We start from the raw sequence: 13,713 nt of genomic DNA, 5'->3' as shown, positions 1-13,713 counted from the left end.
CTGATTCAACTAACTTCAGCCTCTCCTTTATATTTCATTGCTCTAGGTTTGGCTTTACTACTAGCAGACCTAGAGTTTGATTTGCGATAAGACGGTTGAGGTGGACGACATTTTTCGCAATAAAGCGGTCGAGGTCCATAAGTTTCTCGCTCTGTAGGCTTGTTGCACTCTTTACACACAAACGAGAATACCCTTGTATGAATTTCGCGCTTGTGCGCTCGAACGGTATATTCTCTAACGTTAATTGTCTTGCTTGCCATGATTACTAATTTTCAAATCTTGTCCAAATATAGTCATTCAAACCGAAGAACGTGCTTGCGTTCAATAGACTCTGCACTTTTAGGGGCACATAATTTGATGTTTCTATTCACCGTTTAGATTATCCGGGAAAGAAGCAAAGCCGGTAAGTACCATTAATGCGTTTGTCTATTTTCTACAAAACTATATATGACTAAAGTAGTCATAATAGCTTTTTACAGACTAATAACTCGATTTGAGTCGAAAAAATGGGGGATGTTAGTTCAAAACTAACAAGAATTTAAGATACTATAAAATCCCCTCTTAAGCTGCAAAGCAACAATTCAAATTGCTCTATGATGTTTTAAGTTCGGTCAGACAAACACCAAACTGAAATAGGCTTTCTGAATTAAACCTGTTACTTTTATCAAGTATGAGGGAACCATGAGGTAGTAATACGATACCTTTTGAGTCCTTCCTCACAATGCTCGCTCTATCTCGTCAAGTCATTACCTCGTCAAGTGTAGCCTGTTTATGCTTGTTTGCAGTTAGTTTGTTACAATTTCCGCGAATGCAAAAATTGCTCTCTGACAAACCAACTACTTCCGTAGAAGCTTTAGAAAGAGAAATCAACGCGGAACAAGTCCGTCTAAAACTTCTCAAAAAAATTCCTACATTTGGCTATGATAACTTAATTGCAAATTGGATATATCTTAATTTTTTACAATATTTTGGAGATGATGAAATTCGTAGTAAAACGGGCTATGGATTAAGTCCGCAATACTTCGAGGTAATTTTAAAGCGCGACCCTCGGTTTGTAAATGCCTATTTGGCACTTTCTGCAAGTACTTCTCTGTATGCTGGGATGCCAGAAAAGTCTGTAAATATTACCAATAAAGGATTGGAGTCCCTTAATCCTTGGGTTCCCAAAAATTCCTACTATGTATGGCGTTATAAAGCAATTGATGAATTACTATTTTTGGGGGATTCTCAAGCAGCAAGAGAATCTTTTACTAATGCTTCCGAATGGGCTTCCGAACATTCAAACGAAGAAAGCAGGTTGGCAGAATCAGTTTCGAGAAAAACCGCAGAATTTCTTAAAACAAATCCTGATAGTAAATATGCTCAAATTTCTGCTTGGGGTATGGTGTTGAGTCACGGCACTGATAAAAAAACCTCTCAAAGAGCAATTCGTGAAATAGAAGCTTTAGGTGGAAAAATAGTGGCTACCCCCCAAGGTAATCGAATACAATTCCCCAAAGAAGACTGAATGCAATTACCTGTTAAGCTGGCATGTATGTAAATTACACAACAGGAAAATTAAAATTATTGTAGTGCGGGCTGTACAGTCCGCTGATAATAATTAGAAATTTTAGATTTTAATCGCCGATCATTTTTGTAGGGATTTTGAATTCAAATTCTTGAGGTAATCCTTGGAGTAAAAGTGATTGAAGAACAAGATTTAAAGATTAAATATTATAGCTATAGTCGTAATTTATTATTCATAATTCTCTGCTTCCCCATCTCCCTCTGATAAATATTCTTTTTCGCTGACAAATAAAAAATATTTTGCCTAATAGGAAACAAAAGCTAGTAAAAATGTTAAGTTTTGTAAAAATGGGGCTTTAAAGACTAGAAAGAATATTTCTACATAGTTAGACTACAGAAACAGCATATGTACTGCTATTAATAAAAAGTCATAGCTCTCCTGTAGCCTAAATGATTCCGGTACAAGTAACATTAAAAAACTTTCTTAGTTATCAAGATGCAAGTTTAGATTTTAGCGGATTGCATACGGCGTGTATTTGTGGTTCTAATGGAGCTGGCAAGTCTTCGCTTTTAGAGGCTATCACCTGGGTAGTATGGGGTGAAAGCAGAGCCGCTTCAGAGGACGATATTATCCACACTGGAGCCAAAGATGTCCGAGTCGATTTTACTTTTGAAGCAAACGGAGAAATTTATAGAGTAATTCGGACTCGCCGTCGGGGTTCTAGTAGCGCTTTAGAGTTTCAAATTGAGACACAAGAGGGGTTTAAGTCCCTGACAAGTAAAGGTTTAAGGGCGACTCAAGAGGTAATCCTTAGTCATATTAAGCTAGATTACGATACTTTTATTAATTCTGCTTACTTGCGTCAGGGGCGAGCTGATGAGTTCATGCTCAAGCGTCCAAGCGAGCGTAAAGAGATTTTAGCCGAGTTATTAAAGTTAAATCAATACGATGAGCTTGAAGACAAAGCCAAAGAGTTATCCCGTCAGTTAAAAGCGCGAGGAGAAGAATTAGAGCGTACTCTAGGCTCGATCAAAACTCAACTCCAACAGCAAGAAACTATTGCTCAACAAAAAACCGAATTAGAAACTGAACTCAACGAACTACAAAAGTTACAGGGTTTTGATAATATCCAGTTGCAAAATTTGCAGGTTATCCAACATCAGCGACAAGGTTGGGAAGAACAGTTACATTTTGTTCGCCAGCAATATAACAATCTCACTCAAGATAGCAAGCGTCTGGAAAGCGAGCAATCTAGTTTGAAAGCTCAACTTGATTCTTTAAAAGGATTATTAAATCGAGAAGCAGAAATCAAAGCCGGATATGCCCATTATCAAACTCTGCAATCTGAGGAAGAATCAATGGGGGCTTTGTTTGCACAATATACCCGTGCTTCTCAATTACGCCAGCAAAAACTTTCTCAGCTGAGCAAGCATATTCAAGGAATTGAGCGGCAGTTGCAGCAATCTCAAGCACAATTAGAAGCGCTACAGCAACAGGAAAAAGATATCGAGCGGACTCTCAAGCATACTGGTGACGTAGAAACAGCGCTAGAAAAATTGAAAGCGGCTCGCGGGCATTTAAGCCATTTAGATAATTTGCAAATGCAGGTTTCTCCTTTGTTGCAGCAGCGCTCCTTATTGCAAACCGAGCTACATCGCACTCAAGCAGGGATAGTAGCCCGAGTTGAACAGCTAGAGACTACACATAGACAACTGCAAAACCAATCTCGCAGGCAACCGCAAATCCAGCAAGCGGTTATGGAAGTAGAAACGAAGATTGAACAGTTAGATAAAGATAAGGTTTATCTGCAAAGACTACAGGAAAAAGGACTGGAAAAACGGAGTTTTATGGAGCGTTTGCACGCTCAGCAGCGCGAATACGAACGGCTCTTAGGTGAGTTAGAACAAAAATTGCAAATGTTGCAAAACCCCGATGCGATTTGTCCTTTATGCGAGCGTCCTTTAGATGAGCATCACTGGAATCGAGTAGTGGATAAAACTGAGGTTGAATACAACGATACTCAGGGGCAATTATGGGTATTTCGCGAACAGCTAGCAGTCTCAGAGCGAGAAATTCAGCTATTTAGGCAGGAATATCGCAGTGTTAACAGTAAATTATCTCCCTATGAATCTTTACGCGAGCAAAAAGGAGAATTAGCCGCACAACTGCAAGCAACTAGTGAAGTTGACCAACAGATACAGCAAATTACTGATGAAAAAGAAAGATTAGAAGTAACTTTGCGCCTAGGTGATTATGCCCCCCAAAAGCAAAAAGAATTGCAGGAGTTAGAAGAGTATTTACAACAGCTTGATTACAACGAACAGAATCATGCTTTAGCTCGTAGCGAAGTTGAAAAATGGCGATGGGCAGAAATTAAACAAGGACAAATTAAAGATGCACGCAAGCGACAAGCGCAGTTAGCAGCGAGAAAACCGGAAATTCAAACAACTATTAATCAATTAGAACATCAAATCGAATTAGAGCAAGTTGATTCCGAAATTGCCAGAGCTATCAAAGAATTAGAGAATCAAATTACTCATATGGGTTACGATAACGAACGTCATAACCAAATTCGCATAGATGTAAGACAAGCTCAATCTTGGCATTTGCTGCATCAGCAATTAGTTTCAGCCCTTTCCCAATATCCCGAAATCAAAAAGCGATCGCAACATGTAGAGGAAGCTTTAAAAGCTAGGTTGAGCGAAAAACAGCAGTTAGCGACAAATATTAACGGTATTATTGCTCAGCTTGAACAAACCACCAACCCCACTGCTCAAATTCAAGATTTAGAACAGAAATTAGCTAACCGTCGTCGTCAACTCGACGATAAACTCGGTCATTTAGGACGTTTACAGCAGCAGTCTCAATATTTAGAAAATTTGCAAATTCAGCATACCGAAAAGCAACAGCAACTCAAAACAGTGCGATCCCAGCAGCGGGTTTATCAGGAATTAGCCCAGGCATTTGGTAAAAATGGTATCCAAGCATTAATGATTGAAAACGTCTTGCCACAGCTTGAAGCCGAGACAAATCAATTACTTTCCCGACTAAGTGCCAATCAATTACACGTACAATTCGTTACACAAAGGGCGGGTAAAACCAGTAAAGCCAAAAAGAAAAATGCCAAATTAATAGACACCTTAGATATTTTAATCGCCGATGCTAGAGGCACCCGAGCCTACGAAACCTATTCTGGTGGAGAAGCTTTTAGAATTAACTTTGCAATTCGTTTAGCATTAGCCAAATTACTAGCGCAGCGAGCCGGAGCAGCATTGCAATTACTGATAGTTGATGAAGGATTCGGTACTCAAGATAATGAAGGATGCGACAGATTAATCGCAGCAATCAATGCCATAGCTCCCGACTTTGCCTGCATTCTCACAGTAACTCATATGCCCCACCTAAAAGAAGCCTTCGCCGCTCGCATTGAAGTCAATAAAACTCAAGATGGTTCTAAAATACGGATGATGATTTGATTTAGGGAATTGGGCATGGGGCATGGGGCATGGGGCATGGGGCATTGGTAATTGGTAATTGGTAATTGGTAATTGGTAATTGGTAATTGGTAATTGGTTGCTTACTGTTCACTGTTAACTGTCAACTGTTAAATGAAACTCATCAAATTTAATGACTTCAGATTCCGGTTTACTGGTGTCGAAACGATAACTACTGATGGTACCTTGTTCCGTATCGAAGACGCTGAATACGGTAATCTCGTTACTAGAAATATAAGGTAAGGGTTGTCCGTTTTCGTCAAAAAGTGGAGCGATTGCTGGTACTACCGGTTTTAATCCGTAAGGGTCGCCAGTTTTTGTATAATTGTCATTATGATTATCTGGCAAACTGCTTCGCTTTCTATCTCTATATGCCGCGCCATAGGAATTACCTACATTTGATGATTCCAAGAAATGCATTCCACTGGGACTTACAAAACGATTCCACAAATGAGAATGTCCGTAAAATACTAACTGTACCTTGGCTTTTTCTAACAAGGGTATTAAGTCACGGTTGATATAATCTTTCTCTTTGGGATATTCATATCGCACCGATGTCACATTACCTTTTTTGTCCTTCTCTATTATTTGCACTGGGTCAGTGTAGGCAGGTACAATATTATCTCCTAAAGTGTGTGGAGGATGATGAAACATTACTATCTTATATTTAGCTTGCTGATATTCAACGCTGTTAAGTTCTTTAACAAGCCAATTATATTGAGTGCTGCCTTTAGCAATTGGTTCGTAAATATGCTGTCCATATCCCCAATTTTGCGGGTTATTTAATTCCTCCTGCGGCTCTGCATATTTTCCTCGACGGGAGTTTTCTGCCGTAGGATATCGCCACATATTAGTTACATATAAAACTATCAAACGTATATCGCCAAAGCTGACGGCATAGTAACCTTTTTCACCTGTGTCAGTTTCAGGTAGACTAAATATCTTCTCGAAAGTATTGGTATTGAATGAATTATATTCTAATGTTCTCTCTCCATACAGCTTCTGGGCAACATGACGGGGAATAGTATCGTTAAATTCCTCATTCAAGCTTTTTCCGGTATTAAAGCGTCCCATTACTTCATGATTTCCAATACAGGGAAATATGGGAGCGTTTTGAATTATTTGTCCCCCCTTGTAAGTTTTTTCTTCGCCATCCGAGTTCATAACGTATTTAGCACGTCCCTGAAAACAAGGAAAGAAAGCATTACCGCGATTATCATCAAACCATTCACTAGCACGATCTGGTATGTTGACTAGATCGCCAGCAAAGAAAACCGCGTCTATTCGCTTAAAGGTTTCTCTAACTTTTTGTAAGTTAGCTGCTACCATTGGCTTAATTTGATGGTCGGAGGTTAATAAAATCTTTAGGGGTTTACCTGGTAGTGGAGCAGGTTCAAGAGTAAATGTCCGGCTGCTAATTAGCTCGTTATTTTCAGCAATACTTGTGATTCGATAAGAAATTCTTTTACCCGGAGTTAAATCTGTTAAGTGAGCCTCATGCCGCCAAATTTCTCGTAAAACAGGGTACGAATAAACTTGCTCATCTGCTGTTTGTTTTCCGACTCGCGATTGTTGATCTTCTCTTAAATGAATTGGTCTAATATTTTTAGTAAAGACACTTTCTAATAAGTTACTACCGTAAGACACTGCATGTCCGTCACCCATAAATTCGGTAAACCAGACAACTCTAATTGAAGTTGGAGTCGGAAATTGTAAAAATGGTTCTGTTAATAATCTTAATGGCGACTTCATCACATAATTACTTGGACAATACAGACAAATCTTAATGTTAAATAATTTTATATGTACGTTTTTCACAAAACGTTATCAGTTGTTCATCCGGAGGATGTGGATCATCAGTTACCAGTTGTATTAACTAGGTTTAATTCCCCACTAATTGGTGAAAGGATTTGGTGGTACCCCGCTCATCCCCAACCATCAGCCGGAAGGAACTGTATATCACTTCGTGTCACGCTTCGCTACACTGTTCGCTGTTTTAAAATATTATCCTTATTCATAATTCAATAATTAATTACTTCAGAAACCACAATTGCAGAAAAAGTAAGTAAAATCAAGCAGTTAAAAATTCTCGCATATATTGATTGACCAATTGTGGCTGTTCTTGCTGTACCCAATGGCTACAGTTAGAAATATATCTAATTTGAAAATCTTTAACATAGTCTTGGGTTCCGTAGGTTAATTCTTTTCCTAATGCAGTATCTTCTTCTCCCCAAATCATTAAAGTTGGAACTTCCAGTATGCTCCAATTTTGATTCAACATTTGGGAACTAAAAATATTTCGATAGTAATTTATTGTTGCACTCAAAGCCCCTGGTTTTTTTATGGCATTTTTATAAGCGTCGATATCTTCTTTAGTAAAGGCACTTTTATCGACTGCCATACCTTTAATAGCATCCTCAATAAATTTGTAATCTTGAGATTGAACATATAATTCAGGAATTACAGGTAGTTGAAACAAGAATACATACCAGCTACGTGATAATTGTTGAGGTGTTCGGAAACCTTCAGAGAATTTTGCATAATGGGGATGATTCATAATGATTAATCGCTCTACCATTTCTGGATAAGTATAAGCAAAATTCCAAGCAATCCCTCCTCCCCAATCATGACCTACAAGCACGCACTTTTCATATCCCAAACCGCGAATTATACCTTCTACATCTCGCACTAACTCTTTCATTACATAAGCCGATTGCTCTAATGGTTTATCGCTATCGTTATAACCTCTTAAATCAGGAGCAACTACCTTAAAATCTGAAGCAAATTCGGGAATCTGATATCGCCAGGAATACCAAAACTCTGGAAAACCATGCAGCATCAGCATTAAAGGACCACTACCTTGAGTGACGTAATGTAGCTTTATGCCATTAGTTGTGATGTAACCGTGCTGCAAGGTTTCCATAATCTTTAAACTAAAAATAAATCTATCTAGTTTATCTTACAGGCATAAAGTAATGGAGTGATGAGGGGGAGGGGGTAGAGGGGGGAGAGGGGGAAGAGGGGGTAGAAAAAATTTTAATTATTAACTGGTAACTGCTCACTGCTAAATGTTAATTAACTACTAACCGTAAAATCTCTATACTTTGGATTATTCTGGGGATAGATGTGTTTCATAGTTATATGTGGGTAGATGAACATAGTTATTGCTTTTAACAACTATGACACAACAAATATCACATCATCCTGGGACATGGATTGAACGGTTTGCTAGGTTCGGTTACGCTTCAAAAGGAACTGTTTACTTTTTAGTAGGATTGCTGGCTGTACAAGCAGCTTTTGGTGGAGGTGGAAAGACTACTGATACCGAAGGAGCTTTGAAAACTTTAGTGCAGCAACCTTTTGGTCAATTTTTACTAGCCGCGATCGCAATTGGTTTGATAAGTTATGCAATCTGGCGTTTTATTGAAGCCATCAACGATCCGGAAGGAAAGGGTAAGGATTTAAAAGGTATTGCCACAAGATTAAGTTATGTAGCTAACGGTTTAGCTTATGCGACTTTAGCTTGGAGCGCCGTGCAGATTATTATTGGCAGTGCAAGCGGTAATAGCGATAGCAAGCAAGATTGGACTGAGCGTTTGCTGAATCAACCTTTCGGACAGTGGCTAGTGGGAACTATTGGCGCGGGTGTGATTGCTTTCGGATGTTATTACATATATCGAGCTTTTAGTGCTAAGTTTCGTAGAAAATTGGATTTATCGGAATTGAGCAGTGCTGGGCGCGAGTGGATTATCGCTATTTGTAGATTTGGCTTAGCAGCAAGAAGTATTGTATTCTTTTTAATTGGTTGGTTTTTTATTGAAGCTGCATATATGGCTAGAGCAAGTCAAGTTGGAGGACTTGATGAAGCATTGGAAACTTTAGCAGATCAGCCTTACGGACCTTGGTTATTAACCGTTGTGGCTTTAGGATTGATGTCTTATGGCGTATATATGGTTGTTCAGGCAAGATATCGTCATCTCGATCCTAATATGTAGGTTGGTAATGGGTAATAGGTAATAGGTAATAGGTAATAGGTAATGGGTAATAGGTAATAACTAAATTAAATAAAAAAACTCAATATATATACTTAAATTTTTTTAGCTTCATTGCTAACTGCTCACTGCTAACTGTTCCAAAAATGTCATTTACTCAAATACGCGGCGTTTGGTTAACAACTACGGCAAGCACTGTATTTAATTCTCGGGAAAATATAGTTTCAGCAATGGACTTTATTGCTGAAACTGGTTTTAATGTTGTCTTTCCTGTTGTTTGGAATAAAGCAGTAACACAGTTTCCTTCTCGGGTAATGCAGGAGAATTTTGGCGTGGAAATCAATCCGCAATATCGGGGAAGAGATGTTCTAGCTGAAGTTATTACCGCAGCTCATGACGTAGGGTTAAAAGTTATTCCTTGGTTTGAATATGGTTTTGCTAGTTCTTACAATTCTAATGGAGGTGTTTTACTAGCGAAAAAACCGCATTGGGCTGCACGAGATAGTAAAGGTAATTTGTTGAACAAAAACGGTTTTGAATGGCTTAATGCTCTAGATTCTGAGGTACAGAGTTTTTTGTTAAGTCTGATACTTGAAGTTGTGAATAATTATGATATAGATGGTATTCAAGGAGATGACCGTTTACCAGCCTTACCTAGTGAAGGTGGATACGATAATGGTACTTTAGAAGGCTATAAAAAAGAATTTGGTAAAAATCCCCCGCAAAATCATAAAGATAGTCAATGGTTGCAGTGGCGAGCAGACATTTTAACTGATTTTTTAGCGCGTTTATACAAAGAAGTTAAGGCTGTAAATAATAATTTACTAATTTCAATGGCTCCTAATATTCACGATTGGGCATTGAAAGAGTATTTACAAGACTCGCAGACATGGTTGGAAAAAGGTTTAGTAGATATTATTCATCCGCAAATCTATCGTCGCGATTTTAATAGTTATAAGAATATTATTGATAGATTAATTAAACAGCAGTTTGGCAATAATCTGCGGGTAAAATTAGCTCCTGGTGTTTTAATGAAGTTGGGTTCCTACAATATAAGTCCAGACTATTTGCAGCAACTAATAGAATATAATCGTGCTTGCGGTATTCAAGGAGAAGTTTTCTTCTTTTATGAAGGTTTACGAGATAATAATAATGCTTTGGCAAAAGTGTTGAAACAAAAATACTATGCTAATTCGGCTGCTTTTCCTTGTTTACTGGATTTAAATCAAGGTAATAAAAATAAGCAAAAAGTTGTTAATAAAAAGCAGGGTTTATTAAACTTTTTTAAAAATTGGTTTTAATGTCAAAATATAAATAATAAAATAAATCCTGAATAATAAAAAACCGCAGAGAGCGCGGAGGACACAGAGATAGAAAATACACAGAGAATTTGGATAATAACAAATGAGATTAAGATAAGTTATGCAATTAGAATATAAATCACAGATAGAAGAAAATATAAAAATTATCAAGCATGATTTACCGACTTTGTTTGAAAAAGATATTTCCTATGATATTTATACAGCAGATATTTTATTTAAAGACCCAATAAGTAAATTTAAATGGAAATTTAATTATAGAATTATTTTTTGGACTTTAAGATTTCATGCTGGCTTATTTTTTACCGATATCCACTTTGATTTACATGATGTATATCAATCAGATGAAAATACTATTTTTGCGAAGTGGACTGTACGCGGTACTTTAAGGCTTCCTTGGAAAGCAAAAATATTTTTCAACGGTCACTCAAATTATAAATTAAATCAAGATGGCTTAATATACGAACATGTTGATAGTTGGGATAGAAAACCCAGCGAAATTTTACGTCAATTTTTTCCTAAGCAAGGAGATGAATAAAAGAAACCTCACCCCCTTCCCCTCTCCCTGTTAAGTAGAGGAATTTTTGAAAATTCTCTTCTCTTCTCCTTAATAAGGAGAGGGGTGCCCAAAGGGCGGGGTGAGGTTACTTCCTTGATTTATAAGAGGATTATTCAAAAAACGAGTAAATAGATTGTCATAAATCAAAATTTGATAAATCATTTCTTTCCCCTCTCCAAAATATCGCAAAGGGCGGGGTGAGGTAAAAAAGTACTGAAGGAAAACAAATAACAAAACTAAGTTAGAAAACGGTATGATAAATGGTTAGTTAGTTTTAAGCTGATGAATCCTTTTATTCAAAATCTAATCGTAACGGCACTGACATTTATTTATGTTTTTGGACTAGTTGCACTATTAAACTTTTGTGTAACTAGGTTTAATTTACCCCAAGATATTAGCCGTAAAATTACTCATATTGGAGCGGGTTCTATAATTGGCTTTTTAGCATTTTATAATGATTCTCATTGGTCAAAATATCTGAATGTCACTATCTTTATCGTTTGGATAATACTTTTAATTCAGAAAGGTTTATTCGCAAGCGATGACGATGAAGCTGTTAAAACAATGACTCGTACAGGAGATAAAAGCGAACTTCTAAAGGGACCTTTATATTTTGTAATTGTAGCTGCAATTTGTGGTAGCTTGTTTTACAAAACATTCCCCGGAATCGTGGCGATCGCCATTCTCGGTTGGGGAGATGGAATTGCCCCGATAATTGGTTATCGTTACGGTAAATTAAAGTATGAATTACTTAGTAGCAAAAGTGTAGAAGGAAGTTTATCGATGTTCGTTGCTGCTTTTGCTGCGAGCGTATTTTTTGTATGGTTGATTATACCAAACGAACTAGATATTATACGAATTTTATTATTATCTGGTATTGCAACACTAGTAGAAGCCTGTAGCCCAAAAGAAATTGATAATCTTTTAATTCCAAGTCTAGTTATTTTAGCTGCTGTCACTATTGTTTAATTAGGTAATTGGTAATTGGTAATTGGTAATTGGTTTTATCAAAGTACTTGTAGTCTCAAACCTTTAATTTTTAACAAATAATTCTAATAAACTAGAACCAATATATACATATCCCCCAATCACTATAGTACTGCTGAAAATTAAAGCTATTAGAAAATGGGTATATTTAATTTTAGTTAAACCAATAGCATAACTTACCAAATCCTGAGATAAAGGCATTATCACTATCATATAAATAATGCTACGACTACTTTGAAATTTATTAATAAACTTATCTAATTCATTTAAGTTTTCTTTTCCGATAAACCTTTGAGCGACTCTTCTTCCTAATTTTCTAGATATCCAAAAATTAATACTACATCCAATAATGCTGGCAATATAACTAAGCAAAAAAGCATCATGTTTTCCAAATAAAGTTCCACCAACTACAAATAACGAACTTCCACTTAAAGGTGCAAGTATTAAGCTTAAGGCACATAAAAATACAAATACAACCGGTGCCCATATTCCCGTTTTTTGAATTAGCATCTGAGCATTATCTAAACCTATAGTTTGTAAGGCTAAGGCCATTATTAGATAAAAAACTACTACAAAAGAGATTGCTAATAAAATGTTTTTCAGTTTAGAGGTGAATTGCATGCTTACTATTTATTTATTTTTTATTTAAATCAAATTTAAATTTTCTATGAAATTTTAATTGTTTGCTTATATAGTTACATTCTACTACTTTCAGTATCGGGAATAAATCTATAAGTAGAAGTAAAAAACGATTCCTATGAAGATGTATAAAAGATTTATTTTTGCAAATAAACTTCAGGTGAAAATCTGTGTATATTACCTTTCTTCATTAATCGATATGAGAATTACGCAATCGTAACAAAAAATTTATGGTTGTAAATGTTAAAATTCTTGCAAAGAAAAATACTTGTGTAGCTTCCGACTATAAGATATGAACGATTATTGAACTACGCCATCATTATTTGATATTTTGCAATCTAATAGAGATTTTACTCAAAAATAATCTTGGGGAAAGAATCAGTTTAATTCTTCTTTTCCTGCTTCATTAGCATGTTATATGTATTCTCGTGGAATTAAACCCGTATCTATCAAGCTTAATAAGTCTTTGAAAATACAGTATGAAAAAATTGATGTTTCAGAACTTTTAGAAATACCGTTATTTACAAACTAAACATGAAAAAAATAGTTACTTTAAAAGCAACCTTAAAATTAGCAAACAAACTTCCGTTAGTAGATAAAGTACGCTTAATCGAGCAAATCGCACTTCAAATCGAACAAGAATTTACAAAGATTCAGCCCCAGTCGCAACGAAAATCTTTAAGAGGAATTTGGCAGGGTGCGAATATCACGGAATCTGATATTGATGAAGTTAGAAAAGAAATGTGGAATAACTTTCCTCGCGAGGATATTTGATGTCGGATGTAGTAACTGATACCTATGCTTTAATTTGGTATTTAGAGGATAATTCGCGTTTAAGTACTGTTGCAAACGAGATTTTCAATAAATGCGATCGAGGTGAATTATTAATTCATATACCTACAATTTGCCTAGTAGAAATTGTCTATCTACAAGAGAAAGGACGTATTTCATCAGAAATGAAAACGCAGCTTGATAATGCTTTGGCAAACGAAAATAGCGGATTAGTCCTAGCTGATTTGACTGCTGATGTTGTTGAATTGGCTATCATACCGCGAAACATTATACCTAATATGTCGGATAGGATTATTGTAGCTACCGCAAAACATCTAGGTTTACCTTTGATTACCAAAGACAATAAAATTAGTTCGTTGGGAATCACTACTATTTGGTAAAGTCAAAATTTTAAGAATGGTGATTAGACCCGTCCAAAATATAA

The 13,713-nt window shown here is 36.4% G+C and carries 12 protein-coding genes and 1 pseudogene; 9 read left to right on the top strand and 4 right to left on the bottom strand.

Features of this window, described 5'->3' with window-relative positions:
• Positions 1-5: 5 nt before the first annotated feature.
• Positions 6-260: a hypothetical protein gene (locus RIV7116_RS34820; protein ID WP_015118123.1), complete on the bottom strand. Its 255-nt coding sequence runs from the start codon at positions 258-260 to the stop codon at positions 6-8.
• A 461-nt stretch (positions 261-721) separates the two neighbouring features.
• On the opposite strand from RIV7116_RS34820, the gene RIV7116_RS09710 reads away from it, so the two are divergent.
• Both RIV7116_RS09710 and sbcC read left to right on the top strand, forming a co-directional pair.
• Complete coding sequence (locus RIV7116_RS09710; RefSeq protein WP_015118122.1) at positions 722-1,507, top strand: hypothetical protein; 786 nt, start codon at positions 722-724, stop codon at positions 1,505-1,507.
• A 449-nt stretch (positions 1,508-1,956) separates the two neighbouring features.
• The gene (sbcC, locus tag RIV7116_RS09705) at positions 1,957-4,983 is read left to right on the top strand and encodes an exonuclease subunit SbcC (protein WP_015118121.1); all 3,027 of its coding nucleotides are present in this window, start codon (positions 1,957-1,959) and stop codon (positions 4,981-4,983) included.
• 114 nt (positions 4,984-5,097) lie between these two features.
• Here sbcC and RIV7116_RS09700 read toward each other — a convergent pair whose 3' ends face one another.
• On the bottom strand, positions 5,098-6,753 hold the full coding sequence (locus RIV7116_RS09700; RefSeq protein WP_015118120.1) for a metallophosphoesterase family protein: 1,656 nt from the start codon (positions 6,751-6,753) through the stop codon (positions 5,098-5,100).
• A 319-nt stretch (positions 6,754-7,072) separates the two neighbouring features.
• Complete coding sequence (locus tag RIV7116_RS09695; RefSeq protein ID WP_015118119.1) at positions 7,073-7,924, bottom strand: alpha/beta fold hydrolase; 852 nt, start codon at positions 7,922-7,924, stop codon at positions 7,073-7,075.
• 256 nt (positions 7,925-8,180) lie between these two features.
• Here RIV7116_RS09695 and RIV7116_RS09690 point away from each other — a divergent pair, with 256 nt between their 5' ends.
• From RIV7116_RS09690 to RIV7116_RS09675, 4 genes are all read left to right on the top strand, one after another.
• Complete coding sequence (locus RIV7116_RS09690; protein ID WP_015118118.1) at positions 8,181-8,996, top strand: DUF1206 domain-containing protein; 816 nt, start codon at positions 8,181-8,183, stop codon at positions 8,994-8,996.
• Positions 8,997-9,139: 143 nt separating this feature from the next.
• A complete protein-coding gene (locus tag RIV7116_RS09685; RefSeq protein WP_015118117.1) occupies positions 9,140-10,294 on the top strand; it encodes a glycoside hydrolase family 10 protein in 1,155 nt (384 codons plus the stop codon).
• A gap of 121 nt (positions 10,295-10,415) precedes the next feature.
• A complete protein-coding gene (locus tag RIV7116_RS09680; protein ID WP_015118116.1) occupies positions 10,416-10,850 on the top strand; it encodes a DUF2358 domain-containing protein in 435 nt (144 codons plus the stop codon).
• Positions 10,851-11,153: 303 nt separating this feature from the next.
• Positions 11,154-11,840 carry a diacylglycerol/polyprenol kinase family protein gene (locus RIV7116_RS09675; RefSeq protein ID WP_015118115.1) on the top strand — a complete coding sequence of 229 codons (687 nt, stop codon included), beginning with the start codon at positions 11,154-11,156 and terminating at the stop codon, positions 11,838-11,840.
• Between the two features lie 63 nt (positions 11,841-11,903).
• Here RIV7116_RS09675 and RIV7116_RS09670 read toward each other — a convergent pair whose 3' ends face one another.
• A complete protein-coding gene (locus RIV7116_RS09670; RefSeq protein WP_015118114.1) occupies positions 11,904-12,479 on the bottom strand; it encodes a TVP38/TMEM64 family protein in 576 nt (191 codons plus the stop codon).
• Between the two features lie 397 nt (positions 12,480-12,876).
• Here RIV7116_RS09670 and RIV7116_RS36900 point away from each other — a divergent pair.
• The 3 genes and pseudogenes from RIV7116_RS36900 to RIV7116_RS09660 form a co-directional block, all read left to right on the top strand.
• Positions 12,877-13,029, top strand: a pseudogene (locus RIV7116_RS36900) (HindVP family restriction endonuclease); the annotation flags it as partial.
• A 2-nt stretch (positions 13,030-13,031) separates the two neighbouring features.
• Positions 13,032-13,271 carry a hypothetical protein gene (locus tag RIV7116_RS09665; RefSeq protein WP_015118113.1) on the top strand — a complete coding sequence of 80 codons (240 nt, stop codon included), beginning with the start codon at positions 13,032-13,034 and terminating at the stop codon, positions 13,269-13,271.
• Positions 13,271-13,669, top strand: coding sequence for a type II toxin-antitoxin system VapC family toxin (locus RIV7116_RS09660; protein WP_015118112.1), 399 nt, complete (start codon positions 13,271-13,273; stop codon positions 13,667-13,669). Before RIV7116_RS09665 ends, RIV7116_RS09660 begins: the two co-directional genes overlap by 1 nt.
• Positions 13,670-13,713 lie beyond the last annotated feature (44 nt).

The organism is Rivularia sp. PCC 7116 (assembly GCF_000316665.1).
Lineage (GTDB): Bacteria > Cyanobacteriota > Cyanobacteriia > Cyanobacteriales > Nostocaceae > Rivularia.
This window is presented reverse-complemented; position numbering and strand designations above follow the sequence as displayed.